The 25,282-nt window shown below is 65.4% G+C and carries 24 protein-coding genes and 1 tRNA gene; 14 read left to right on the top strand and 11 right to left on the bottom strand.

The genetic code is table 11. The features are described from left to right. Positions 1-104 precede the first annotated feature (104 nt). Complete coding sequence (locus tag EAH76_RS22895; protein WP_140852580.1) at positions 105-2,168, top strand: M13 family metallopeptidase; 2,064 nt, start codon at positions 105-107, stop codon at positions 2,166-2,168. Positions 2,169-2,297: 129 nt separating this feature from the next. On the opposite strand, the gene EAH76_RS22890 is transcribed toward EAH76_RS22895, so the two are convergent. Further along, the gene (locus EAH76_RS22890; protein WP_140852579.1) at positions 2,298-3,461 is read right to left on the bottom strand and encodes an isovaleryl-CoA dehydrogenase; all 1,164 of its coding nucleotides are present in this window, start codon (positions 3,459-3,461) and stop codon (positions 2,298-2,300) included. A gap of 178 nt (positions 3,462-3,639) precedes the next feature. Between EAH76_RS22890 and EAH76_RS22885 the strand changes: the two genes are divergently transcribed. Together EAH76_RS22885 and poxB are read left to right on the top strand one after the other, a co-directional pair. Continuing rightward, positions 3,640-4,521: an MBL fold metallo-hydrolase gene (locus tag EAH76_RS22885; RefSeq protein WP_140852578.1), complete on the top strand. Its 882-nt coding sequence runs from the start codon at positions 3,640-3,642 to the stop codon at positions 4,519-4,521. A gap of 25 nt (positions 4,522-4,546) precedes the next feature. Further along, positions 4,547-6,295, top strand: a complete 1,749-nt coding sequence (poxB, locus tag EAH76_RS22880) for a ubiquinone-dependent pyruvate dehydrogenase (RefSeq protein ID WP_140852577.1) — start codon at positions 4,547-4,549, stop codon at positions 6,293-6,295. A 15-nt stretch (positions 6,296-6,310) separates the two neighbouring features. On the opposite strand, the gene fghA is transcribed toward poxB, so the two are convergent. Both fghA and EAH76_RS22865 read right to left on the bottom strand, forming a co-directional pair. Further along, positions 6,311-7,156, bottom strand: a complete 846-nt coding sequence (gene fghA, locus EAH76_RS22875) for an S-formylglutathione hydrolase (protein WP_140852576.1) — start codon at positions 7,154-7,156, stop codon at positions 6,311-6,313. A 118-nt stretch (positions 7,157-7,274) separates the two neighbouring features. After that, positions 7,275-7,348 (bottom strand) — tRNA-Gly (locus EAH76_RS22865). Positions 7,349-7,582: 234 nt separating this feature from the next. Here EAH76_RS22865 and EAH76_RS22860 point away from each other — a divergent pair. Both EAH76_RS22860 and EAH76_RS22855 read left to right on the top strand, forming a co-directional pair. Further along, on the top strand, positions 7,583-7,852 hold the full coding sequence (locus EAH76_RS22860) for a hypothetical protein (protein WP_140852575.1): 270 nt from the start codon (positions 7,583-7,585) through the stop codon (positions 7,850-7,852). Positions 7,853-8,055: 203 nt separating this feature from the next. Continuing rightward, the gene (locus tag EAH76_RS22855) at positions 8,056-8,868 is read left to right on the top strand and encodes a ferredoxin--NADP reductase (RefSeq protein ID WP_140852574.1); all 813 of its coding nucleotides are present in this window, start codon (positions 8,056-8,058) and stop codon (positions 8,866-8,868) included. Between the two features lie 332 nt (positions 8,869-9,200). Here the strand turns inward: EAH76_RS22855 and EAH76_RS22850 are convergent, their stop codons facing one another. The 4 genes from EAH76_RS22850 to EAH76_RS22830 form a co-directional block, all read right to left on the bottom strand. Beyond that, positions 9,201-9,728 (bottom strand): hypothetical protein, encoded by a 528-nt coding sequence (locus tag EAH76_RS22850; protein WP_140852573.1) that lies wholly within the window; start codon positions 9,726-9,728, stop codon positions 9,201-9,203. A gap of 241 nt (positions 9,729-9,969) precedes the next feature. Next, positions 9,970-11,472: an MFS transporter gene (locus tag EAH76_RS22845; RefSeq protein ID WP_194151065.1), complete on the bottom strand. Its 1,503-nt coding sequence runs from the start codon at positions 11,470-11,472 to the stop codon at positions 9,970-9,972. A 569-nt stretch (positions 11,473-12,041) separates the two neighbouring features. Next, entirely contained in the window at positions 12,042-12,383 is a 342-nt protein-coding gene (locus EAH76_RS22835) for a hypothetical protein (RefSeq protein ID WP_140852572.1), read from the bottom strand. A 17-nt stretch (positions 12,384-12,400) separates the two neighbouring features. Then, complete coding sequence (locus tag EAH76_RS22830; RefSeq protein WP_140852571.1) at positions 12,401-13,156, bottom strand: competence/damage-inducible protein A; 756 nt, start codon at positions 13,154-13,156, stop codon at positions 12,401-12,403. Between the two features lie 64 nt (positions 13,157-13,220). Here EAH76_RS22830 and map point away from each other — a divergent pair, with 64 nt between their 5' ends. Beyond that, entirely contained in the window at positions 13,221-14,045 is an 825-nt protein-coding gene (gene map / locus EAH76_RS22825; protein WP_140852570.1) for a type I methionyl aminopeptidase, read from the top strand. A 60-nt stretch (positions 14,046-14,105) separates the two neighbouring features. On the opposite strand, the gene EAH76_RS22820 is transcribed toward map, so the two are convergent. Beyond that, positions 14,106-14,501, bottom strand: a complete 396-nt coding sequence (locus EAH76_RS22820) for a DUF1842 domain-containing protein (protein WP_140852569.1) — start codon at positions 14,499-14,501, stop codon at positions 14,106-14,108. Positions 14,502-14,915: 414 nt separating this feature from the next. Between EAH76_RS22820 and EAH76_RS22815 the strand changes: the two genes are divergently transcribed. The 4 genes from EAH76_RS22815 to EAH76_RS22800 all read left to right on the top strand — a co-directional run bounded on the left by EAH76_RS22815 (position 14,916) and on the right by EAH76_RS22800 (position 19,499). Next, the gene (locus EAH76_RS22815) at positions 14,916-15,254 is read left to right on the top strand and encodes a P-II family nitrogen regulator (protein ID WP_010183375.1); all 339 of its coding nucleotides are present in this window, start codon (positions 14,916-14,918) and stop codon (positions 15,252-15,254) included. Positions 15,255-15,350: 96 nt separating this feature from the next. Then, a complete protein-coding gene (gene glnA / locus EAH76_RS22810; protein WP_140852568.1) occupies positions 15,351-16,772 on the top strand; it encodes a type I glutamate--ammonia ligase in 1,422 nt (473 codons plus the stop codon). 433 nt (positions 16,773-17,205) lie between these two features. Next, on the top strand, positions 17,206-18,459 hold the full coding sequence (locus EAH76_RS22805) for a TIR domain-containing protein (RefSeq protein WP_140852567.1): 1,254 nt from the start codon (positions 17,206-17,208) through the stop codon (positions 18,457-18,459). Between the two features lie 431 nt (positions 18,460-18,890). After that, positions 18,891-19,499 carry a flavodoxin family protein gene (locus EAH76_RS22800; RefSeq protein WP_140852566.1) on the top strand — a complete coding sequence of 203 codons (609 nt, stop codon included), beginning with the start codon at positions 18,891-18,893 and terminating at the stop codon, positions 19,497-19,499. On the opposite strand, the gene EAH76_RS22795 is transcribed toward EAH76_RS22800, so the two are convergent. Together EAH76_RS22795 and EAH76_RS22790 are read right to left on the bottom strand one after the other, a co-directional pair. Beyond that, positions 19,500-20,381 carry a DMT family transporter gene (locus EAH76_RS22795; RefSeq protein ID WP_140852565.1) on the bottom strand — a complete coding sequence of 294 codons (882 nt, stop codon included), beginning with the start codon at positions 20,379-20,381 and terminating at the stop codon, positions 19,500-19,502. A gap of 33 nt (positions 20,382-20,414) precedes the next feature. Beyond that, positions 20,415-20,963 carry a pseudouridine synthase gene (locus EAH76_RS22790; protein ID WP_140852564.1) on the bottom strand — a complete coding sequence of 183 codons (549 nt, stop codon included), beginning with the start codon at positions 20,961-20,963 and terminating at the stop codon, positions 20,415-20,417. Between the two features lie 100 nt (positions 20,964-21,063). On the opposite strand from EAH76_RS22790, the gene EAH76_RS22785 reads away from it, so the two are divergent. Further along, a complete protein-coding gene (locus tag EAH76_RS22785; protein WP_140852563.1) occupies positions 21,064-21,513 on the top strand; it encodes a hypothetical protein in 450 nt (149 codons plus the stop codon). Here EAH76_RS22785 and EAH76_RS22780 read toward each other — a convergent pair whose 3' ends face one another. Beyond that, positions 21,514-22,503 (bottom strand): quinone oxidoreductase family protein, encoded by a 990-nt coding sequence (locus EAH76_RS22780; RefSeq protein WP_140852562.1) that lies wholly within the window; start codon positions 22,501-22,503, stop codon positions 21,514-21,516. It abuts the gene before it with no gap. A gap of 112 nt (positions 22,504-22,615) precedes the next feature. Between EAH76_RS22780 and EAH76_RS22775 the strand changes: the two genes are divergently transcribed. Genes EAH76_RS22775 through EAH76_RS22765 form a run of 3 tightly spaced genes read left to right on the top strand, consistent with a single transcriptional unit; the run spans position 22,616 to position 25,202 of the window. Next, the gene (locus EAH76_RS22775; protein WP_140852561.1) at positions 22,616-24,040 is read left to right on the top strand and encodes an aldehyde dehydrogenase family protein; all 1,425 of its coding nucleotides are present in this window, start codon (positions 22,616-22,618) and stop codon (positions 24,038-24,040) included. 5 nt (positions 24,041-24,045) lie between these two features. Then, positions 24,046-24,882: an ATP-grasp domain-containing protein gene (locus tag EAH76_RS22770; RefSeq protein WP_140852560.1), complete on the top strand. Its 837-nt coding sequence runs from the start codon at positions 24,046-24,048 to the stop codon at positions 24,880-24,882. A 56-nt stretch (positions 24,883-24,938) separates the two neighbouring features. Next, on the top strand, positions 24,939-25,202 hold the full coding sequence (locus tag EAH76_RS22765) for a hypothetical protein (RefSeq protein ID WP_140852559.1): 264 nt from the start codon (positions 24,939-24,941) through the stop codon (positions 25,200-25,202). Positions 25,203-25,282 lie beyond the last annotated feature (80 nt).

Here is a 25,282-nt window from a genome sequence, read left to right as displayed (position 1 = left end):
CATATGAAACGGCCTAGCGATCCGCGCCCCCGAAGGAAAGCCGATTGGCAGACGCAGCGGAGCGCGTATACCGCGCTCCAGATAGTTGCCGAGGAAACATCCCGATGAAACGCCTGACCGTCCTTTCGATCGCATTGCTCGCCAGCTCGGCGATCGCCACCGGCGTGGCGGCGCAGATGATCGGCACGCAGTCGGGGGTCGACCCGGCGCTGATCGACAAGAGCGTCAAGCCGGGCGACAATTTCGACGATTACGCCAACGGCACCTGGCGCAAGACCGCCGAGATCGAGCCCGCGCGCTCGTCGACGGGCGTCGGGGTCGAGGTGTCGAAGGTTGCCGAGGCGCGCAACGCAACAATCATCCAGGACGCCGCCAAGGCCAAGGCCGCGCCCGGCACCAGCCAGCGGCTGATCGCCGACTATTACGCAGCATATAACGACACCGCCGCGATCGAGGCGCGCGGCGTCGCGCCGCTTAAGGCCCTCATCGCGCCCTATTATGCGCTGCGCGACAAGGCCGCGCTGGCGAAGCTGATGGGCGCGCAGATGCGCGCCGATACCGACCCGTTCAACAACAACAATTACGCCAGCACGACCAATCTGTTCGGCCTGTTCGTCTCGCAGGATCTCAACCAGCCCAAGCGCAACACGCCGTATCTGATGCAGGGCGGCCTCGGCCTTGCCGACCGCGACTATTATCTGTCGCAGAGCCCGCAAATGGCCGAGCTGCGTGAAGGCTACAAAGCCTATCTGACGCAGATCTTCGGCCTCGCCGGCCTGAGCGATCCGGCAGCACGCGCCGCGCGCGTCTTCGCGCTCGAAATGAAGATCGCCGCCGCGCAGACCGATATCGAAGCGAGCCAGGACGCGAGCAAGGGCGACAATCCGTGGACCCGCGCCGACTTCGCACGCAAGGCGCCGGGGCTCGACTGGACGGCCTATTGGGCGGCGGCGGGCATCCCCGCCGGCCAGCAGGACTTCATCGCGTGGCAGCCCGATGCGATCACCAAGCTCTCGGGCCTGGTCGCGAGCGAGCCACTCGCCGACTGGCAGGACTGGCTGACCGCGCACCGCATCACCGCGGTCGCCTCGGTCCTCCCCAAGGCGTTCGACGATGCGCGCTTCGCCTTCTACGGCAAGCAGCTCAACGGCACCCCCGCGCAGCAGACGCGCGACAAGCGGAGCATCGCCGCGGTCAACGCGGCGCTCGGCGACGAGGTCGGCCGGCTCTACGCCGCGCGCTATTTCTCGGCGCAGTCGAAGGCCGAGATCCAGACGATGGTCAAGAACATCGTCGGCGCGTTCGACCAGCGCATCCAGAAGCTCGACTGGATGACCCCCGGCACCAAGGCCGAGGCGCGCCGCAAGCTCTCGGTGCTCTATGTCGGCGTCGGCTATCCCGACCATTGGCGCGCCTTCCCCAAGTTCGCAGTCGACGCGAAGGACCCGATCGGCAATCTCGAACGCGCCGATCAGGCGTTCTATCGCTACCAGATCGGCAAGCTCGGCAAGGCGCCCGACCGCACCGAATGGTGGATGACGCCGCAAACGGTGAACGCGGTCAATCTACCGCTGCAGAACGCGCTCAACTTCCCCGCCGCGATCCTGCAGGCGCCGTATTTCGACGCGAAATATGATGCGGCGGCCAATTACGGCGCGATCGGCGCGGTGATCGGGCATGAGATCAGCCACAGCTTCGACAATCTCGGCGCAGATTTCGATTCGACCGGCAAGTATCGCAATTGGTGGACGCCCGCCGATCTCGCGCGCTTCGAGCAGGCGGGTTCGGCGCTTGCGGCGCAGTACGATGCGTATGAGGCGCTGCCCGGGCTCAAGCTCAAGGGCAAGCAGGAACTCGGCGAAAACATCGCCGACACTGCGGGCCTCACCGCGGCGTACGAGGCGTATCGCGCGTCGTACGGCGGCAAGGAGCCGCCGGTGATTGACGGGATGACCGGCGACCAGCGCTTCTTCCTGGCGTTCGCGCAGAGCTGGCGGACCAAGATGCGCGACAAGGCACTGCGCGCGCGGATCGCGACCGATGTCCATGCGCCGGCGATGTTCCGCGTGCTGACGGTGCGCAACCTCGACGCCTGGTATCCGGCGTACAAGGTGCAGCCGAGCGAGAAGCTGTACCTCGCGCCGGGCGCGCGGGTTCACGTCTGGTAAGACGCGGGCCCCGCCGCCCCAACCCCGTCATGCCGGGCTCGTCCCGGCATCCACCGTGCCGCATAGCTGGCGATTGTAACGCCAAGACCACGGTGGATCCCGGCACAAGGCCGGGATGACGGACATGCGTTACTGCGCGGCGGGTGCGTCGTTGCCGATCAGCTCGCGCCCGATCAGCATCCGGCGGATCTCGTTGGTCCCCGCGCCGATGTCGAGCAGCTTTGCGTCGCGATAATAGCGCTCGACCGGCCAGTCCTTGGTATAGCCCGCCCCGCCCAGCGCCTGCACGGCCTCGTTGGCAACCTTCACGGCATTCTCGCTCGCGAGCAGGATCGCGCCCGCCGCATCGAAGCGCGTCGTCCGCCCGTCATCGCAGCTGCGCGCCACCGCATAGACATAGGCGCGCGCCGAATTGAGCGCGACGTACATGTCGGCGATCTTGGCCTGCATCAGCTGGAAGCTGCCGATCGCCTTGCCGAACTGCCGCCGCTCACGCACGTACGGCACGACCACGTCGAGGCACGCCTGCATGATCCCGAGCTGGATCCCGGCGAGCACGGTCCGCTCGTAATCGAGCCCCGACATCAGCACGCCGACGCCGCCATTCTCCGGGCCCATGATGTTTTCCTCGGGCACCTCGCAATCGGTGAAAACGAGTTCCGCCGTCGGCGAACCGCGCATCCCCATCTTGTCGATTTTCTGCCCGATCGCGAAGCCCGGCATGTCCTTCTCGATCAGGAAGGTGGTGATACCGCGCGAGCCCTCGCCGGTCTTGGCATAGACGACGAGCGTATCGGCATAAGCCGCGTTGGTGATCCAGAATTTGGTGCCGTTGAGCACATAACCGCCCTGCACCTTGTCGGCCTTGAGCTTCATGCCGACGACATCCGACCCGGCGCCCGCCTCGGACATCGCAAGGCTCCCAACATGCTCGCCCGAGATCAGCTTGGGGAGGTACTTGGCCTTCTGCTCAGGCGACGCCCAGCGTGCGATCTGGTTGACGCACAGGTTCGAGTGCGCGCCATAGCTCAGGCCAACCGACGCCGACGCGCGCGACACTTCCTCGCAGGCGATGACATGCTCGAGATAGCCGAGCCCGAGCCCGCCATCCTCTTCGGCAACGGTCACGCCGTGCAGGCCGAGCGCGCCCATCTCGGGCCACAGGCTCTGCGGGAACCAGTCCTCCGCATCGACCTTCGCCGCGATCGGCGCGATACGGTCGGTCGCGAAGCGCTGCGTCGTGTCGCGGATCATATCCGCCGTCTCGCCCAGCGCGAAATCCATCTGGTTCATGATCGGCCTCTCTTAGTTTCTCGTGTTACCACCGCCAATAGCGCGGCGCGTTTCAAAGCGGTAGCGTCGGATTGCGCGCCGAACGCGGTTGACCCCGCACCTGTGGAACCAGCAAACTGACCACGGGTTAGACCCGCGGCGATCGCGGGATCGTTGCTCCGCTCTCACGAGGATCCCTATGCCCATCAAATCGCTCTTCGCCGCCGCGCTCGCCATGCTCGCCGGGAGCTCCGCACTGGCCGGCCCCGTACCGATCGCCCCCGCCGCCACCGCGTTCAAGCTCGGCAGCCTGCGGCTCGTAGCGTTGCGCGACATGATCAATGCGGTGCCCAACGACGCCAGCGTGTTCGGCCCGCAAGTCGGCGTGCCCGCCGTGTCGGCGGTGCTGCGCCAGGCCGGCGCGCCAACCGATACGCTCCCGCTCGGCGTCGACGCGCTGCTCGTCGAGATGCCGGGGCACACCGTGCTGATCGACACCGGCCTCGGCCCCAAGGTCGGCGGGTCGCTGCCCAAGAGTTTCGCCGCCGCCGGCATCGATCCCGCCAAGGTCACCGACGTGCTGATCACGCATTCGCACGGCGACCATGTCGGCGGCCTCCTCACCGCAGACGGCGGCCTCGCCTTCCCCAACGCGACGATCCGCATGGCCGCGGCCGAATGGGCGTTTCTCAAGAGCAAGCCCGACAATGCCGCGTTGGCCGCAGCGATCACGTCCAAAGTGCAGACCTTCACCCCCGGCGCGACGGTCGTGCCTGGCATCCGCTCGGTCCCGCTGCCCGGCCACACCCCCGGCCATTCGGGCTATGAGATCACCTCGGGCAAGGAGCGCCTGCTCGACATCGGCGACAGCGCGCACAGCGCGATCGTCTCGCTCGCCAAGCCCGAATGGGTGATCGCCTACGACACCGACGCCAAGCAGGGGATGGTCCGCCGCGAGGCGACCCTCGCGCAGCTCGCCGCGAGCCATGAGCGGATCTTCGCGCCGCACTTCCCCTTCCCCGGCGTCGGGCGGGTCGTGAAGCGCGGCACCGGCTATATCTGGCAGCCCGACCTCCGCTGACCCTTACCGCTTGCGGAGACCGACCATGTCCAAGACCACAATCGCCGATTTGTTTGCCGAAACGCTCGAACTCGCCGGGGTCGAGCGCATCTACGGCGTCGTCGGCGACAGCCTCAACGGCCTGACCGACGCGCTGCGCCGCCGCGGCAAGATCGCCTGGGTGCACGTCCGCAACGAGGAGGCCGCCGCCTTCGCCGCCGGCGCCGAGGCGCAGCTGACGGGCAAGCTCGCGGTCTGCGCGGGCTCGTGCGGGCCGGGCAACATGCACCTCATCAACGGGCTGTACGATTGCAACCGCACGCGCGTACCGGTGCTCGCAATCGCCGCGCAGGTGCCGAGCGGCGAAATCGGCTCGAACTATTTCCAGGAAACGCGGCCCGAAGCGCTGTTCCGCGAATGCAGCGTCTATTGCGAGACGATCTCCGACGCGGACCAGATGCCGCGCACACTCGACACCGCGATCCGCGCGGCCGTGGGGCATCGCGGTGTGTCGGTCGTCGCAATGCCGGGCGACGTCGCGCTGCGCAGCACGACGGGCACCCTCGCCCGCTCGGCACAAGCGCTGCTCCCGCCAAAGGCAACGGTCGTCCCAGGCGCGCCCGAGATCGCCCAGCTGGCCGAGCTGCTCAACGGCTCGGACAAGGTCACGATCCTCGCCGGCCGCGGCTGCCGAACTGCGCACGCCGCACTGGTCGAGCTCGCCGGCGCGTTGCAGGCACCGGTCGTCCACGCGCTCGGCGGCAAGGAATTCGTCGAATACGACAATCCGTATGATGTCGGGATGACCGGTCTGATCGGCTTCTCGTCGGGCTATGACGCGATGCTCGGCTGCGACACGCTGTTGATCCTCGGCAGCGACTTCCCCTACCGCCAATTCTACCCCGAAAAGGCCAAGGTCGCCCAGATCGACCTGCGCCCCGAAAATCTCGGTCGCCGCACGGCGATAGATCTCGGGCTGGTCGGCGATGTCGGCGCGACGATCGCGGCGCTGCTGCCGCAACTCAAGGCCGGGCGCGACGGTGCCTTCCTCAAGGACGCGCGCGAAAATTACGCCAAGGCGCGCGAAGGCCTCGACGAACTCGCGCACGGCACGCCGGGCAGCGGCCTGCTCCACCCGCAGCACGTCGCGCGCGTGGTGAGCGAACTGGCCGCAGACGACGCGGTGTTCGCGTGCGACGTCGGCACGCCAACGATCTGGGCCGCTCGCTATCTCAAGATGAACGGCCGCCGCCGCCTGATCGGCTCGTTCAACCACGGCTCGATGGCGAACGCGCTGCCGCAGGCGATCGGCGTTCAAGCAACCTATCCGCAGCGCCAGGTCGTCACGCTGTCGGGCGATGGCGGTCTCGCCATGCTGATGGGCGAATTGCTGACAGTGAAGCAGCTCGGCCTGCCGGTGAAGATCATCGTCTTCAACAACGGCACGCTCGGCTTCGTCGAGATGGAGATGAAGGCGGCGGGGCTGGTCGAGACCGGCGTCACGCTCGACAATCCCGATTTCGCCGCGATGGCGCGCGCGATCGGCCTGCACGGCGTGCGCGTCACCGATCCCGGCGATGTCGAGACCGCGGTGCGCAACGTGCTCGCCCACCCCGGCCCCGCGCTGCTCGATGCCGTGACTGCGCGGAACGAGCTGTCGATGCCGCCCGCGATCACACTCGAGCAGATGAAGGGCTTCACGCTCTACATGGCGAAAGCGGTGATCAGCGGCCGCGGCGATTCGGTGATCGACCTCGCCAAGACCAATGTCGGGCTGCTCAAGCGCCTGTTCTGACGCCGCGCGTGCGCGTCAGCCGACGAGCTGACGCGCATGCCAGGCGACGTGCTCGGCGAGGAAGGTCGAGATGAAGTAATAGCTGTGGTCGTACCCCGGCTGCATCCGCAGCTCGAGCGGGATCCCGGTCGCATCGCACGCCGCCTCGAGCAATTCGGGCCGCAGCTGGTTCTCAAGAAACGCATCCGCATCACCCTGATCCACGAGCAACGCGGGCACCCGCGCGCCATCCTCGATCAGCGCCACCGCGTCGTGCTTGCGCCACGCCGCGCGATCCTCGCCGAGATAGCCCGCCAGCGCCTTCTCCCCCCACGGCACCTGGCTCGGCGCGACGATCGGCGCAAACGCCGAAACCGAGCGATACCGCCCCGGTCGCCCCAGCGCGAGCGTCAGCGCGCCATGCCCGCCCATCGAATGCCCGGTTATCGACTGCCGCGCGGGATCGACCGGAAAATGCTCTGCAACGAGCGCAGGCAGCTCCTCGGTGACATAGCTCGCCATGCGGTAATGCTGCGCGAACGGCGCCTGCGTCGCATCGACATAGAAGCCCGCGCCGAGCCCGAAATCATACGCCCCATCGACATCGTCGGGAACGCCCTCCCCGCGCGGCGAGGTATCGGGCGCGACGAAAATGATCCCGGCCTCGCGACACGCCGCGCGATACTCGCCCTTTTCGGTCACGTTCGCCTGGGTGCAGGTCAGCCCCGAAAGATACCACAGCACCGGCAGCCGATCGCCTGGCGCATGATCGGGAACGAACACGCTGAACGTCATCGGCGTGCCAGTCTCAGACGAATCGTGGCGATAGACGCCCTGCGTCCCGCCATGCGCGCGTACTTCGGATACCGTTTCGAGGGGCATGGCCGTCATCCCTAATGCCGCCGCTGGGTCGCTACGACCCATCGCAAGCGCGCGCCTTAGCCGCGATCGCAGCGCGATGGGAAGGCCCAGGGCGCTCGTCGTTTCGTCAGGGATGGGATGGAGCGGGTGAAGGGAATCGAACCCTCGTCGTAAGCTTGGGAAGCTTCTGCTCTACCATTGAGCTACACCCGCGTGGCGGCGCTTTTCCGAGGTTTGTGTGGCGCTGTCAACCGAGCGTTTCGATCGAGCGTTTCGATCGGGCGAAAAGATCGCCCACCCCACCCGCGCCCAACCGCGTCCATCCCAAAAGAGTCCGCGCCGGACGCGATTTGCGCTCGCGCAGGCGCAAATGGGGGAACATACCAAGGCTCCCCGGCGCTGTGTCGGTCTGGGCCGGTTGGCAATTCTAGCACGAGGCAAACGATCATGACCGAAGCAACCTGGGGCAACGACACCAAGACGCCCCCGATCGACTGGCGGATGAGCGCCGCGCTCGAAGACGTGCCGCGCGGCGCGGAGGACGTCGCCGAGGTCACCAGCCTCGAAGGCGCGGTGCGTGCATGGCGCGAGCTCGATCCCGCACATCAATCGGCAGCGACGCTGACGCTCGAGCGCGCGATCCAGCTCGACGGCGTGTCGCTCACCGCCTTTACCGGCAACAGCATCGCCGCGCTGGTCGAGAAGCTGCCCGCCTGATCGCGACGAAGTTACGAGTTGAATTGTAGCACCCGACCGGAGTAACGGGTGCGCGATTATGTCGATCGCCCAGGGGCCGCGCTGTCGCCGGCCCCGTGTCGGTCGTTTTGCAGGAAGAGGTGCGATGGGCAGCCGCGCCGGGATCGGGACGATACCCGATGCGACGGTGTGGCGGCGGATTTGCATTGAAGGACGATCGATTGATGAGTGATGTGGTGACAAGCCTGCCCGGTCTAGAACCGACCTCGGCGCTGAGCGTCGAAACCGTGCTCAGCGTGCGGATGTGGAACGAGCATCTGTTCAGCTTCACGATCACGCGGCCCGCGAGCTTCCGCTTCCGCTCGGGCGAATTCGTGATGCTCGGCCTCGCCGGCGAGCAGCGCCCGTTGTTGCGCGCGTATTCGATCGCGAGCCCGGCTTATGCAGAGGAACTCGAATTCCTCTCGATCCGCGTGCCCGATGGCCCGCTCACCTCGCGCCTGTCACAGATCCAGCCCGGCGACCAGGTCTATCTCGGCCGCAAGCCGACCGGCACGCTCGTCGCCGATGCGCTGCTGCCGGGCAAGCGGCTGTTCATGCTGTCGACCGGGACCGGCCTCGCGCCATTCCTCAGCGTCGCGCGCGATCCCGAGATCTACGATCGCTTCGACCAGATCCAGATCGTCCACAGCGTGCGCCGCGTCGTCGATCTGGCGTACCGCGAGCCGCTCGAAGCGAAGTTGGCGGATGATCCGCTCGTCGACGAGCAGGCGGCGACGGCGTTCTCCTATGTGCCGACCGTGACGCGCGAGCCGTTCCACACGACCGGGCGGATCGACGCGCTGATCGACGACGGCACGCTGTTCAAGGACATGCCGGGCGAGAAGCACCTCGACCCCGAGACCGACCGGATCATGCTGTGCGGCAGCATGGCGATGATCAAGGACCTCGCCGCCAAGCTCGAGACGATGGGCTTCGTAGAGGGCTCGAACTCGCATCCGGGGCAATATGTGATCGAGCGCGCGTTCGTAGGGTGAGCCGTCCTAAAAGCCCCTCCCCTTCAGGGGAGGGGTTGGGGTGGGGAAGTCACAACGGTTGCTCTCGGCGAGGCACCCCCCACCCCCATCCCCTCCCCTGAAGGGGAGGGGCGGACCTAGGTCATTCCTTCCCGCCAGAAAGGGCCTAAACCCTACAATCTTGGGTCACACACGTCCGAACTTGGCGGAGTCCGGCCCGCACATATAACCGTCGCCCCGGCGAAGGCCGGGACCTCCATGCTGGTGTCCGGCTGCTCGCCAAGCCATCCAGAGGCCCCGGCCTCCGCCGGGGCGACGGTATTGGCTATGTCGGGCACCGGTGGAAAGCGGACCTAGGCTCGCCCTTGTGCCAGAATCGTTGAGAGCTCTTGCAAGCCGGCCGGCGCGAACTCCCAAAACCCTGACATCTCGGCTGGAAAGCGGTGTTTCATGTCGATCAGGACTGGCGCAGCGTCCGGTTCTAACAAGCGCAGGAGCCAGTGATGCAGCGGCATCTTCGCTCTCGCTGCGCCACACAGCACGCTCTCCGCGTCCGTTCCGATCAAGCCTTCTTCCACCTCGGCCACGTCACTTGCGAGCGCCCACTCGAACCAAGCGTCAACGAACGCTTCGATCACGTTCTGCTCAGTCGGAGCCCAAGATCGCCAGTGCGCGAGCGGAAGCTTGCCCAGCACAATCTCGGGATCGTTGGAGTTGCCCGGATCAAACACCGATATGTCGAGAATGCGAGGCAGAAGATAACGAAAATCTTGTTCGTCGCCAATCGTCAGGAAGGCGCCAGACACGTAACGCCAGAGCGCCTGACCGGACAGCTGTCGCAACGGGGTGGTGAGCAGAACATCGGTGCCGCGTGTCGACATGCAGCATGGGCACCCTTCGATCGTTCGGGGAGGCGGTAAGTCGAAAGTGCGGTACACTGCCTCCAGCGCCTCCCGGACGCGCCTCTCCGCTTGATATGAAGCTGTTCCGCTCATCAGGCATAACTGCCCAGCAAAGCGATCCTATGCAACTCGATCCATTGGACGTCCGCTATTGGTATTGCACTGAAGGATCCAAGCGACCGGGTCTGGGCGAGAGCAGCCATCCGCCCTCAAGCCCCACCTATCCGCCCCGATGCCCGCTCATCCCCGCCCCCGCATCGGCTGCAAACCGCGCGTTCCAGATCGTCGCGCTCGCCGACACCGCGGTGACCACCAAAAACGCCAGCGTAAAATCGCCGAGCCGCGGCAGCGCATGCCCGCCCCCCAACATCCCGACGTGCAGCGACGCTGCCCCAACGCAGATCCCGAACGACAGCATCAATTGCTGGAAGGTCGCGTAGAAGCTCGTCGCCGAGCTCATCCGGTCGCTCGGAATCTCGTCATAGGCGATCGTGTTGTACGCCGAGAATTGGAACGACATGAAAAACCCGGACACCATCAGCACGCCGAAGATCACCGGCACCGGCCAATCGGGCCGAAACAGCCCGCACACCGCATAGCCCGCACTCGCCCCCAGCCCGCCGACGATCAGGCTGCGCCGGAACCCCCAGCGCCGCAAAATGCGCGGCGCCAGCCCCTTCATCGCAAGCGACCCGATCGCCCCCGCGACGGTGATCGCGCCGCTCGCCGCCGCGGTCATGCCGAAGCCCAATTGCAGCATCATCGGCAGCAGGAAGGGCTGCGCGCCCTGCGTGATCCGCGTCAGCGATCCGCCGATCAGCGACAGGCGGAAGGTCGGCACGCGCATCAGCGACAGATCGAGGATCGGATCGGCGCGGTGCCGCGCATGGCGGATGTAGAGCGCGCCCGCGACACAGCCGATCCCGATCAGGCCGAGCGCCACCGGCAACTCGCCCGTCCGGCTCGTCATCTCGAACCCGAACAACAGGCAGCCAAGCGCCACGCCCGACAGCACGAACCCCAGGGGATCCGCCCGCACCGGCGTCTCGGCGCGCACCTCGCCGATATAGCGCGTCACCAGGAAGACACCGAGCAGCCCGATCGGCAGATTGAGATAAAAGATCCAGCGCCAGTCGAGATAGGTGACGATCGCGCCGCCGACCGGCGGCCCCAGGATCGGCCCGATCAGCGCGGGCATGATCAGCCACGACATTGCCGAGACCATGTCCTCTTTGGCGACGCTGCGCAGCAGCACGAGCCGCCCGATCGGGATCATCATCGCGCCGCCCAGCCCCTGCAGGAAGCGCGCGCCCATGATGAAGGGCAGGTTCGGCGCGACGCCGCACAGCGCCGAGCCCGCGACGAAGATCAGGATCGCCGCGCGGAACACGGTGCGCGACCCGAAGCGATCGGCCAGCCGCCCGCTCGCCGGAATGAAGATCGCCAGCGCCAGCAGGTACGAGGTCAGCGCCGAGCTCATATTGGTCGCGGGCACATGGAAATCGCGCGCCATCGTCGGCAGCGCTGTCGCGAGGATCGTCGCGTCCATCTGCTCCATGAACAGCGCGCAGGCGATGATCAGCGCGACCAGCCGGTAATTTTTGGGCGTATGATCGACCGCGCCATCCTCGCGCGCGACCTGCGCGATGTCGCCCGCGGCGGGCAGGATGCCGTCGCGGATTTCGCTGTTGATCGAGGCGAGGCCCCGGCGGCGCAATCGCATGGGATGTCCGAAGGCTTTGGGTCAGCGCACCGCGGGCGGCTGAAACCGGATGGATGGGCTCTCCAATGCCAGCGCTTGATCGGCTGGTCGGGGGTCGGCGGAACGGGACACCTGCGCCTCGAAGCGCCGTGCTGCAACGGCGATCTGGGGAATGACCGTTTTCGCCGCGCCGATTCCAACGCAGTCATGCCGGACTTGATCCGGAATCCATGCGCGCCGCTTGCCAATTGCGCCCCGAACTCGTCACCCCTGCCCCCCGTCACCCTCGCGAAAGCGAGGGTCCCGCTTCTTCTGACCGCGGGCCAGGCAGCGGGATCCCCGCTTTCGCGGGGATGACGGGTGGGAGTAGCGTTCGGATCACGCCAACAGTGGGGGCTCCTCGGTTCAGCCCGAACCCGCCCCGATCCCCAACACCCGCTTCCCCTTGGTGCGGCTCGTCAAATGAAACTGCCGGCACCGGTCGCACCTATAGCTCCGCAGCACGAGCCCCGAGACCGCGATCGCGTCCACAGCCGCCACCTCGGAGTCGTACCGCCGCTTGCGCTGGCAAACGCTGAGCTTGGTCCGCGTCAGCGCGGCTTCTTCGGCTGCGGCACGCCGCTCACCCAGAAAATCCCGCCGGGCTGGAGCGTGATGACATATTGCCCCTTGTCGTCGCACTCGGCGATCCACACCGCCTTGCCGTCGATCGGCGCGTGCTTCTCCATCCGCACGATCTTCTGGCAGGTGTAGCCGCCGTCCTGGATCGCGCGGAACATCGTCGTTTCCTGGAGCGATGGCGAGAGCGCATCGATCTTCGCCTCCATCGGATCATGCGTCGCGACGGCGGCGGGCGCGCTGCTGCCGCTCGGGCTGCCATCGCACCCCGCCAAGGTCACCGTGAGCAGTGCCGCCAGATAGATGCGCTTCATCGGTTCGCTCCCAACTCTCAAATCCCGCCGGCCACGACGCTGCGGCCGGTCCCTTCCAACGCCTGAGTGAGATCGGCGATGCACCGGTCGGCGAGAGCCGCATCGGTCGCGCGCACGACGAAATTGGCGCCGGTGCGTCCGTCGCGGAAGAAGGGGTAACTCCCGATGGCGACGCCCTCATGGCTTTTCTCGGCCTGGCGCAGCAGATCGGCGACTTCGCTCTCGGCGACCCAGCAGCCGATCGTGCGCGACAGCACCGGCAGCCCGCCCTCGAGCGTTCCCGTCAGCGCATCGAGCATCCCCGCAGTGATGTGCGGCACCCCCGCCATGATGAAGACGTTGCCGACGCGGATCCCCGGCGCACCCGACATGCGGTTCTCGATCAGGTCGGCGCCCTCGGGCACGCGCGCCATCCGCTTGCGCGGCTCGGTCAGCCCGCCACGCGTCGCGTAATAGGCCTCCAGCACGGCGACGGCTTGCGGATGGAACACCACCGGCACGCCGAGCGCCTCGGCGATCGCATCGACGGTGATGTCGTCATGCGTCGGCCCGATCCCGCCGGTCGTGAACAGATAATCGTTGCGCTCGCGTAAGGTATTGACCGCCTCGACGATCGCGTCGGGCTTGTCGGCGACGATCCGCACCTCGGCGAGGCGGATCCCCTGGACGTTGAGCCACGCCGCGATCTGCGCGACATTCTTGTCCTGCGTGCGGCCCGACAGGATTTCGTCGCCGATCACCGCGAGCGCGGCCGTCCAGATGCGTGTCGTCATGTCCCTGCCATAGCCCCGCCGCCGCCCCCTCGCAAAGCGAAAGCGGTTTCGCTATATCGTGTGCATGACCGACTATGTAACCGTAACCGCCGACGCCCCCTCCGGCCGCACCGGCGCGATCAAGCTTTATGGCCGCGATGCGTTCGACGGGATGCACGCCGCCGGGAAACTCGCCGCCGAAACGCTCGACATGATCGTCCCGCACATGGTGCCCGGCACCTCGACCGCCGAGATCGACGACATGGTCCGCCGTTTCATCGTCGAGCGCGGCGGGGTCCCGGCGACGCTCGGCTATCGCGGCTATACGCATTCGAGCTGCATGTCGCTCAACCATGTCGTGTGCCACGGCATCCCGAGCGAGAAGACGCTGAAAAGCGGTGACATCGTCAATGTCGACGTGACCCCGATCCTCGGCGGCTGGCATGGCGACAGCAGCAGGATGTATCTGATCGGCGACGTGCCGATCAAGGCGAAGCGCCTCGTCGAGGTGACCTATGAATGCCTGATGCTCGGCATCGAGCAGGCGAAACCCGGCAACCATCTCGGCGACATCGGCCACGCGATCCAGCGCCATGCCGAAAAGCATCGCTACGGCATCGTCCGCGATTTCTGCGGGCATGGCCTGGGGCAGCTATTCCATGACGCGCCCGAGGTCGTCCATGTCGGCAAGCCCGGCACCGGCCCCGAGCTCAAGCCCGGCATGATCTTCACGATCGAACCGATGATCAACACCGGCCGCGCCGACGTGAAGCTGCTCGACGACGGCTGGACCGCGGTGACGCGCGACCGCTCGCTCTCGGCGCAGTTCGAACATTCGATCGGCATCACCGAGACCGGCTGCGAGATCTTCACGCTCAGCCCCGGCGGGTTCGACAAGCCGCCTTACTGAGGCGTCGCGTCAGGCAAAGCGTGCGCCGGCGCGATGGCCGACGCACGCGATGTGGAGCGATCAGGCTGCCTTGGTAACCTTCGCGTGCGGAATCGTGTGGTTGCCATAAGCGTAGCTGCCCACGCCATTCCACGCCCCATCGAGCGCGAGCGCCGCCGAGAAGTGCGCGAGATAGCTGCCGATCGCGGGCGGCGGCACCGACACGACATATTCGCCGGTCAGCGCGACGAGCTTCGTATCGTGGCCGAACCCGGTATGGTGCAGCACGCCGCTCACCGGAAATTCGATCGATCCATAGGGTGGCGGCAGCGCCTGCGTGATATGCGCGGTACCGGTGATATGGCCGGTCGGCGCGTTGACCAGCAGAGCGAGCTCGAGCGTGGGCGCACCGGCAAGATGCCCGTCGCCAACCTGTACGAGAAGCTTAACCTGATAGAGTCCTACTGCGTCCGTCATTTTGACCTCCTGCTATATTTTGGAAATCAACACGTCGCATAGGTTTTTCGTCCAATTATACGATATCGAAATATATATTGATTCTATAATCGAATGTATATTGATAGATACCGTTGCGACACCTTGGTATAAACCCAACACATCTTTTGCGTAATGGGTTTTTATTATCGCGGACTCGAAAGCATTTGTTTGACAATGCGCGAGCTCCGCAATCAGCCCCCCGATCTCGAGTCGATGCACAAACCCAGACCGGCAACCAGCGCGACTGCCTTCCAATCCGGCACGGGCCGCTGGACTGCCCATTCGTTAAGCAAAACTTGACCCAAGCCTTTCCGGGTTTGGCGGATTTCCGCCCCTCGCGCGGCTGGCACGGTTGTTGTAAGGTCACCCGGCATAGCGGGAGGCGTAGCAAGCGTGAAAAAGATCGAGGCGATCATCAAGCCGTTCAAGCTCGATGAAGTGAAGGAAGCGCTGCACGAAGTCGGCGTCAGCGGCATCACCGTGACCGAGGCCAAGGGCTTCGGCCGCCAGAAGGGCCATACCGAACTCTATCGCGGCGCCGAATATGTCGTCGACTTCCTCCCCAAGGTGAAGCTCGAGGTCGTCGTCGAGGACGCGATGGCCGACCGCGTGGTCGAGGCGATCGCTGCGGCCGCACAGACCGGCCGCATCGGCGACGGCAAGATTTTCGTCATCCCCGTCGAAACCGCGTTGCGAATCCGCACCGGCGAGCGCAACGAGGACGCGATTTGACGCAGCGCAACATTCTGTGACAGCGTAAACATCCGGGCGACACACGATTCCCGAACCACTCGGGCAGACTATTCGAAAACGAAAGGCGTGGGGACTATGGCTAAGGCACCGAATACGGCCAGCGACGTACTGAAGATGATCAAGGAGCAGGAGATCGAGTGGGTCGATCTGCGCTTCACCGATCCCAAGGGCAAATGGCAGCATCTGACGATGGTCGCCAGCGTCGTCGGCGAAGACGAACTGACCGACGGCTTCATGTTCGACGGTTCCTCGATCGAGGGCTGGAAGGCGATCAACGAGTCCGACATGATCCTCATGCCCGATCTCGACGCCATCTGGACCGATCCGTTCTCGGCGACGCCGATGCTGATCCTCGTCTGCGACATCGTCGAGCCCTCGACCGGCGAACTCTATGCGCGCGATCCGCGCTCGACCGCGAAGCGCGCCGAGGCGTATCTCAAGACCACCGGCATCGGCGACACGATCTTCATCGGCCCCGAGGCCGAGTTCTTCATGTTCGACAACGTCCAGTTCGAGAACAGCTATTCGACGAGCTATTACAAGATCGACGATATCGAGCTGCCGACCAACACCGGCACCAGCTATGACGGCGGCAACCTCGGCCACCGTCCGCGCGCCAAGGGCGGCTATTTCCCGGTCGCGCCGGTCGACAGCGCGGTCGACATCCGCGGCGAGATGGTCTCGACCATGCTCGAAATGGGCCTCCCCTGCGACAAGCATCACCACGAAGTCGCAGCCGCCCAGCACGAGCTCGGCCTGACCTTCGGCACGATGACGGTCACCGCCGATCGCATGCAGATCTACAAGTACGTCTGCCACAACGTCGCGCAGGCCTATGGCAAGACCGTCACCTTCATGCCCAAGCCGATCAAGGAAGATAACGGCTCGGGGATGCACACGCATCTGTCGATCTGGGACAAGGGCAACCCGCTCTTCGCCGGCAACGGCTATGCGGGCCTGTCGGACATGTGCCTGTATTTCATCGGCGGCATCATCAAGCATGCCAAGGCGGTCAACGCCTTCACCAACCCGACGACCAACAGCTACAAGCGCCTGGTCCCGGGCTATGAAGCTCCGGTGCTGCTCGCTTACTCGGCGCGCAACCGCTCGGCGTCGTGCCGCATTCCGTACGGCACCGGCCCCAAGGCGAAGCGCGTCGAAGTGCGCTTCCCCGACGCGATGGCCAACCCGTATCTGTGCTACGCGGCGCTGTTCATGGCGGGCCTCGACGGCATCCAGAACCGCATCCACCCCGGTGAGGCAATGGACAAGAACCTGTACGACCTTCCGCCGGAAGAGCTCGCCGAGGTTCCGACCGTCTGCGGTTCGCTCCGCGAGGCGCTCGATTGCCTGGCCGCCGATCACGACTTCCTGCTGAAGGGCGACGTGTTCTCGAAGGACCAGATCGAGTCGTATATCGAGCTGAAGATGGAAGACGTGAAGCGTTGGGAAATGACGCCGAGCCCCGTCGAGTTTGATATGTACTACAGCTACTGAGGCGCAGATCGGCCGATCTGCGCCGGTGGGGACAAGGCGAAGCCGAAGTCCCCACAGGAGCTGTCGGCCGGCCTCGCTACAGCGAGGACCGACGACGTGGCTTTGCCACGGCGGTGCTTATAGAGAGGGCGCTCGGAGGGATCCGGGCGCCCTTTCTGTTTTATAGTGGCGGCCACCGACCCAAAGCAGGGTGTGTGGGGCCTACGGGTGTCCAACTGGGCCGTCGGTTCCAACGCCTCCTTATCGAAAGGATAGAACTACTATCGATCGAGTTCATGCAGTGATGAGTATCAGCTCCCGAACCGCAAGCACCAATCAACAGCAAAGATTCTCTTCCAGATCGAGGTGAAAGCCTGCAAGCAGCAGGCCCACGTACCTGGATCCTTGTCACCTACGTTTATAATCGTATGCTGGCAGCGATCAGAGGGGACATATGGCTAGAGAACCGAGCGGAACGCGCACTAGGAAGAAGCCAGAGGCGCCAACCGACGAGATCATTCCTGAAACAGCGACAGCGGCGGGCAAGCGGGCATATTTGCGGCAGGCCGATGTTCCTAACGCATCTCTAGATGATGCATTGCGGGTACCGCAGGCGATCTACGATCACTACGCTGGAAAAACAACTTCGCCTTTGCACGTTGCCAAGGCGCTAAACGTCGATCCCAAGGGATCTCAGTTGCGAGTCCTTACCGGGGCCGCTGCTGCTTTCGGGCTTGTTGAAGGAGGTGCGCAAGCCGCCTCGATCACTCCAACAGAACTTGCCCGACGCATAATCCCTCCAAGAGCAGAGGACGAAGACGTTCTCGCCAAGCGTGAGGCGGTTCTAAAACCTAGAGTGTTTGGAGACTTTCTACGAGATTACGATGGAAGCCCATTCCCCCGAGATGACATTGCTCTTAACGTGCTCGAAGGCATGGGAGTACCTCGCGCTAAAGCCGAGGAGGTATTTGAGCGCATCGAAGCTAGTGCACGGTCGGTTGGATTTATTGAAGAAATTAGAGGTAAGCTCTACGTAAGCCTCAATGTTGCTTCGAATGACACTGATGAAGTAAAGCCGACCGACGATAGCATTGGAGCCCAAGAATTCATTCAACGCTCCGCTGCGCAGCAACATAGGCTGCCGCCCGAGCACACGGCCGCAGAACCGGTACATCACCGCATTGTCTCACCGCCCGCCGTACAGAGCAGAGGTGCAACACTCAACGCCGCCTTCGAAGACGACCAACGTCGACGCCGGGTCTTTATAACACACGGTAAGGACCGGGCGTTGGTCGAACCAATACGCAAACTTTTAGAGTATGGTGAGTTAGAGCCTGTAATTTCCGTCGAAAGGCAATCGGTATCTAAGCCGGTTCCAGAGAAAATTATGGATGATATGCGAAAATGTGGAGCTGCTATTATCCATGTCGATAATGAAATGGTTCTCAAGGATGAGAATGGACAAGAGCATGCCGTTCTCAACCCCAATGTGCTTATTGAAATTGGAGCCGCGATGGCATTTTACGGCAGGCGCTTCATCCTCTTGGTTCGAGATGGCGTCAAGCTGCCCTCGAATCTGCAAGGCCTGTATGAGGTGCGATATCCGGGCGATATCCTCGACGCAGGTGCGACGATCAAGCTGCTGGAGGCGATGAAGGATATCAAGAATTATGGTCTACCGGGTGACGCAGAGCCAGAACAGGCCTAGTCATTCGAGCATCCACTTTACGGTAAAGAGCATAGAGTGCTGACGCTCTTGAACCGCTTCGTGCCTCAACTGGATGTATCTTGGAAAGCAGAAGGCGTGTCTGAGCCGGCAAGCCCCTTCCACATGATCAACAGACGCTCATAAGTCCCGCTGTCCTACAAGTCCGAATTATGCCATAGTACACTTCGCTCTTTCCAATCGTCGACACCCGCTCAGCACCCGCAAAAACGGGAACGCCGCCGGCCCAGAACGCCATCAGCCGATCGGCTCAAAATCGGAAACGATCGCGAGAGTAAATACCACATCCAGGGGTCAATCGAGTCAACCACCGCACGGTTCGTCGCACCAACGCACCCGACACAATCTCCCCCCCCGGGGGGATAAAATCCCCCCGCCCCGCGTTCCTCCCCCAACCCCCGGGAGACCCGCAAATGCCGCTCAATGCCATCGCTATAAACTGCACGCTCAAGGCCGACGCCAGCGAAGCCTCCTCGACCGACGTGATGATCGGCCTGCTCAAGACGGCCTTCGCCGAGTGCGACGTCGAACTGACCGAGACGATCCGCATCGCCGCGCACGACGTGAAGCCCGGCGTCAGCTCGGACGAAGGCGATGGCGACGCCTGGCCCGCGATCCGCAGCAAAATCCTCGCCGCCGACATCCTCGTCTTCGGCGGCCCCGTCTGGATGGGCCAGCTCGGCAGCGTCGCCAAGCGCGTGCTCGAGCGGATGGACGCCTTTCTCGGCGAGACCGACGATCAGGGCCGGATGCCGAGCTATTCGAAGGTCGCGGTCGCGGCGATCGTCGGCAATGAGGACGGCGCGCATTTCTCGACCGCGCAGCTGTTCCAGTCGCTCAACGACACCGGCTGGACGATCCCCGCGGTCGGGGCGGTCTATTGGGTCGGCGAAGCCTATGGTTCGATCGACTTCAAGGATCTCGACGAAACCCCCAAGACCGTCGCCAAGACCGTCAAGATGGTCGCGGGCAACGCCGCGCACCTCGCCGGCTTGCTCAAGAAAGCGCCCTATCCCGGCTGATCAGGCGCGCTCCTGCGCCTCGGCGATCGGCGCCGTGCTCCGCCGCAGCGCGATCGCCAGGACGCCGAGCAAGGCCAGCGCCGAGCCCGCGATCATTCGGCCATCGAGCTGGTCGCCGGTGATCATGACGCCGAGCGCGATCGTCGCGATCGGCGTCATCAGCGTGAGCGGGGCGAGCAGGTTGGCCTCGTACCGCGCGATCAGCCAGTAATAGGCGGTGTGTGCGCAGACCGACACGACCAGCGCGGAGAAGAGCAAAACCGCGACGAACGGCCAGCCCGCCGCGCCCGCGCTCGCCCACTGGCCCTGCTCGAAAAGCGCCGAGGCGAGGCTGAGCGGGACGAACGCGACCAGCCCGACCCACGCCTGGAAGCGCAGCGGCGCGATATTCTCCATCTGCTTCATCAGGATCGCGCCGAGCGACCCGGCAAAGGCCGAGCCCAGCACGAACAGCAGCCCCGGAGAGACCTGGAAGCCCGGTTTCCAGATGACGATCAGCACCCCCGCCAGCGTCAGCGCGATGCCGAGCCCGCGCCGCCAGTGGATCCGCTCGCCGAGCAGCAGCACCGAGAGCAAGGTGGTCATTGGCACGCCCGCCTGGATCGCCACCGCCGCCGAAGAGGGCGACGCGGTCTGGAGCCCGAGGAACAGCAGGGCAAAGCTCCCGCCGCCGATCAGGCCGCCGACCGCGACGATCCGCCACACCGGGCGCGGCACGGGCCGCAGCCACGGCAGCGTCGCGGCGAGCACGATCGCAAAGCGCAGCGCGGCGAAGAAGAGCGGCGGCACGTGCCACTCCCCCACCACGACGCGGCTCAGCACGTTGCTCATGCCCCAGATCAGGCAGACGAACACCAGCAAGAGGAAATCGCGAAAGCGCATCGTCGGCCTTGTGCGGCAATCGCGGGGCGCTGGCTAGCGCAACGCTGCCGGCAGGTCGCGCCATTCCCCCGGCGCGATGCCCTCGAGCGACCAGTCGCCGATCCGCCAGCGCACCAGCCGCAGCGTCGGATGGCCGACCGCCGCGGTCATCCGGCGGACCTGGCGGTTGCGGCCCTCGCGGATCGTCAGCTCGATCCAGCAATCGGGCACGCTCTTGCGGAAACGCACCGGCGGGTCGCGCGGCCATAGCGCCGGCGGATCGATCCGCCTGGCTTCGGCGGGGCGCGTCATCCCGTCGGTGAGCTCCACGCCCGCGCGCAGCCGATCGAGCGCGGCGGCGTCGGGCTCGCCCTCGACCTGGACGAGATAGGTCTTGGGCAGCTTGAAGCGCGGGTCGGCGATCCGCGCCTGCAGCCGGCCGTCGTCGGTCAGCAGCAACAGCCCTTCGCTGTCGCGATCGAGTCGCCCGGCGGGGTAGACGTGCGGGACAGCGACGAAATCGGACAATGTTCGCCGCACTGCGGAAATATTTCCATCGGTGAATTGCGACAGGACGTCGTACGGTTTGTTGAGCGCGATCAAGCGCGTACCGACCGCGGGCGGACGGCGCTCGGGCCGGACCGCGGCGCGGGGCCGCGCGGCGGTTGGAAATTTTTCAGACTTTCGCGGCACGGTTGGCCTTATGAGCACCAACCACCCGCTTGACCAGTTCCATCGGCTGCATGGCGACGTGCTGACCCTGCTCGATCGGGCAAGGCCGTATCTGAGCGGCCGCGAGGCCGGCGCCTGCGTCGTGCTCACGCCGTTCCGCACCGAACTGACCGCGGCGCTGCATGCGCTCGACGCCTATACGCAGCAAGCGCTGTTCGGCCCGATCCTGACGGCGGGCGGGCCCGACGTCGCGACTGTGTGGACGCTCCAGGCCGAATATATCAAGCTCGGGTTCGACTATCAGGTCTATCAGCGCAAATGGGCCGGCGTCGACATCAACGCGCACTGGGCGGAATATCGCCTCGCCGGGCTGGCGATGATGCGCCACATGCGCGAACGGATCGGCGCGCTCGACCTGGCGATCAGCGCGCTGTGCGAGCGGCACTTCGATGCCGCCCGCGAACCCGCCACGGTCGATTGATCATACCGTCAGGACGCTCGCCCCGCGCGTCTCGCCTGCCTCGAGCGCGCGGTGCGCCGCAGCGGCATCCTCGAGCGCGAAGGTCTGGCCGATCTCGGGCGTGATCGCGCCGCTGCGCAGCATCGCGAACAGGCGGTCGGTCCCGGCCTCGCGTTCGGCGGGCGTCGCGTAATAGCTGAACAGCGTCGGCCGCGTGACGAACAGCGAGCCCTTGGCGGCGAGGATCCCGAGATCGACCCCGGTCACCTTACCGCCGGCATTGCCATAGCTGACGATCAGACCGCGCGGTGCCGCGCTCGCGAGCGACGCTTCCCACGTCGCCATGCCGACGCCGTCGAGGATGATCGGCACACCCTTCCCTTGCGTGATCTCGCGCACCCGCGCGGCGATGTCTTCGTGCTTGTGGAGGATGACATGGTCGGCACCCGCGGCCTTGGCCTGCGCGGCCTTGGCCTCGCTTCCGGCGGTTCCGACCACGGTCGCGCCGATCGCTTTCAGCCAGCCGACGAGCAGATGCCCGACCCCGCCCGCCGCCGCATGGACGAGCACGGTCTGCCCAGCCTCGACCTTGGCGCAGCGTTCGACCAGGAATTCGGTGGTGCAGCCCTTCAGCAGGAGCGCGGCGGCGGTGCGATCATCGATATCGTCGGGCAGGCGGATCAGCGTTTCGGCGGGCAGGTTGCGCGCGGTCGCATAGGCGCCGAGCGTCGGCCCGAAGGTCCCGACGCGATCACCCGGTGCGAAGGCGGTGACGCCCTCCCCGACCGCCTCGACCACGCCAGCCGCTTCGGAGCCGAGCCCGCTCGGCAGCTTGGCGGGATAGACGCCGGCGCGATAATAGACGTCGATATAGTTGAGGCCGACCGCGGTGTTGCGCATCCGCACTTCGCCGGGGCCGGGATCGGGCAGGTCGACATCGACCCATTCGATCACTTCGGGGCCGCCGGTGCGCGTGAATCTTGCGGTGCGTGCCGCCCTGTTTCCAGCCATGTCTCGTCTCCTGCAACGGCTCAACCGGCGATCTGCGTTTCGGGTTGCAACCGATCTCGCGCCACGCCATTTATCGCGGCCTAGCAGAGAAACAGAAACGTGGAGAGCGGCGATGAAGAGCTATCTCAAACAGTATATCAACGGTGCCTGGGTCGAGAGCCAGGGCGGCACGCGCCATGACGTGATCGACCCCGCGACCGAGCAGCCCTGCACCGAGATCACGCTCGGCACCGCCGCCGACGTCGACGCCGCGGTCGTCGCCGCGCGCACCGCATTCGACAGCTATTCGCAGACGACCGTCGCCGAGCGCGCAGCCCTGCTCGAGCGGATCATCGAGGAATATAAGAAGCGCATTCCCGACCTCGCCTTTGCGGTGAGCAGCGAAATGGGCGCGCCGATCGGCTTTGCGACCGCGGCGCAGGTGCCCGCCGGGCTCGGGCATTTCATCGCGACGCTGAAGGCGCTCAACAGCTTCGAGTTCGAGCAGAAGCTCGGCCGCGCCAAGGTGGTGCACGAGCCGCTCGGCGTCGTCGCGATGATCACGCCGTGGAACTGGCCGCTCAACCAGGTCACCGCCAAGGTCGCCCCCGCACTGGCGGCGGGCGACACGATGATCCTCAAGCCCTCCGAGGAATCGCCCGGCTGCGCGGTGATCCTCGCCGAGATCCTCGACGCGGCGGGTGTTCCCCCGGGCGTGTTCAACCTCGTCAACGGCGACGGCAAGGGCGTCGGCTCGGCGCTGTCGGCGCATCCCGATGTCGACATGGTGAGCTTCACCGGATCGACCCGCGCGGGCATCGCGATCGCGCAGTCGGCCGCCGCGACGGTCAAGCGCGTCCACCAGGAACTCGGCGGCAAGGCGGCCAATCTCGTGCTCGAGGGCGCCGATCTCGCCGCGGTGCTGCCGCCGACCGTCCAGGGCGTGCTCGCCAATTCGGGGCAGAGCTGCATCGCGCCGACGCGGCTGCTCGTCCACACCAGCCAGGTCGCCGAGGCGACCGGCATCGTCAAGGCGATGATGGAAGGCACCGAAGTCGGCGATCCCTCGGTGATGGGCGCGCATATCGGGCCGGTCGTCAACAAGGCGCAGTTCGACAAGATCCAGGGGCTGATCCAGTCGGCGATCGACGAGGGCGCGACGCTCGTCACCGGCGGCACCGGGCGGCCCGACGGGCGCAACGCCGGCTACTTCATCAAGCCGACGCTGTTCACCGACGTGACCCCCGAGATGCGCATCGCGCAGGAGGAGGTGTTCGGCCCCGTCGCGACGATGATCGCCTATGACAGCGAGGACGAAGCGGTGAAGATCGCCAACGGCACGCCCTATGGCCTGTCGGCGACGATCTCGGGCGATCCAGCCAAGGCCGCCAAGGTCGCGCCGCGACTGCGCGCCGGGCTCGTCACGATCAACTCGTGGAGCCCCGACGGCAACGCGCCGTTCGGCGGCTACAAGCAATCGGGCAATGGCCGCGAGAATGGCAAGTTCGGCCTCACCGACTTCATGGAAGTGAAGACGGTCATCGGCGAGCCGGCCTGACGCGCATGACGCGCCGCATCGACGTGTTGATGCCGGTTAGCGGCAGCCCGTACGATGCGGCGGCGGCAGCGCATCTGGCGCCGTACCGTGCCGCCTTCGCCGACGCCGGGATAACGCTGGCCCCGCGCCCGTGGGATCTCGGCCCCGGCGATGGCGATGCGGCGCTGGCGCTGTTCGCGTGGGGCTATCATTTCGACGTTGCGCGGTGGGACGCGCTGCTTGGGGCGTGGCCCGATGACCGGCCGTTGTTCAACGCGCCGGCCCTGCTCGCCTGGAACACGCGCAAGACCTATCTGCTGGCCCTCGAAACGGCGGGGATTCCCATCGTCCCGAGCCGCTTCGGCCGCGCGGACGAGGCGAGCATTGCCGTCGCGTTCGATCTGTTCGCGTGCGATGAGCTGGTGGTGAAGCCGCAAATCTCGGCGGGGAGCCACGAGACCATTCGCGTGAAGCGCGGCGATCCCGTCACCCCGCTCGACGATGCGATCATCCAGCCCTTCCTGTCAGCGATCACCGAGGAAGGCGAACTCTCGCTCTTCGCGATCGACGGCGTGTTCAGCCATGCCGCGCGGAAAGTCGCAACAGGGGGCGACTTTCGGATCCAGCCGCAGTTCGGCGGTCGCTTCAGTCGCTATGTGCCCGATGCCGAAGCGCGCGGCGTGTTCGACGCGGTGCTCGCCGCGCTACCCGAGGCGCCGCTCTATGCGCGGGTCGATCTCCTCCGCCGTGCCGACGGCAAGCTCGCGCTGATTGAAGTCGAGGCGATCGAGCCCGATCTCTATCCCGACATCGCGCCCGAAGTGCCGGAGCGACTGGCTGCGGCGGTGGCGGGGCGGGTTTAGCCGAAGTTGCATCGCGCAGGCGAATGGCGTTTACTCGGCCAGCGCCGGAGGGTCGTATGGACAAGGTCGAAACGCGGGTATTCGAGACTGGGGATGGGATCGCGGTCCACCTGCCGGACGATTTCGCCAGCGTCGCGAGCGTGTTGGTATCGGCCGATCGTAAAGGCGATCGCGTGACGATTACCGCGGTGAAACAGCGCAATCCGCTCGACGAGAAGCGCAAGCTTGCCGCTCTCATGGCGCGGCTCGACGAGGTTGGCCCCGTCAGCCCGGTCGAGACGCGGGCATCGATCGAATTTCCGGATCGGCCTGGTCTGTAGCGATGCATTTGATCGACACGAACGTGGCGATCCATCTGCGCGACGGAGAAGAGTCGGTGTCCGGCCGGATCGCGGCGCTT

Source organism: Sphingomonas glacialis, assembly GCF_006439055.1.
Lineage (GTDB): Bacteria > Pseudomonadota > Alphaproteobacteria > Sphingomonadales > Sphingomonadaceae > Sphingomonas > Sphingomonas glacialis_A.
The sequence above is the reverse complement of the archived record's forward strand: the minus strand, read 5'-3'. Positions and strand labels throughout refer to the sequence as shown.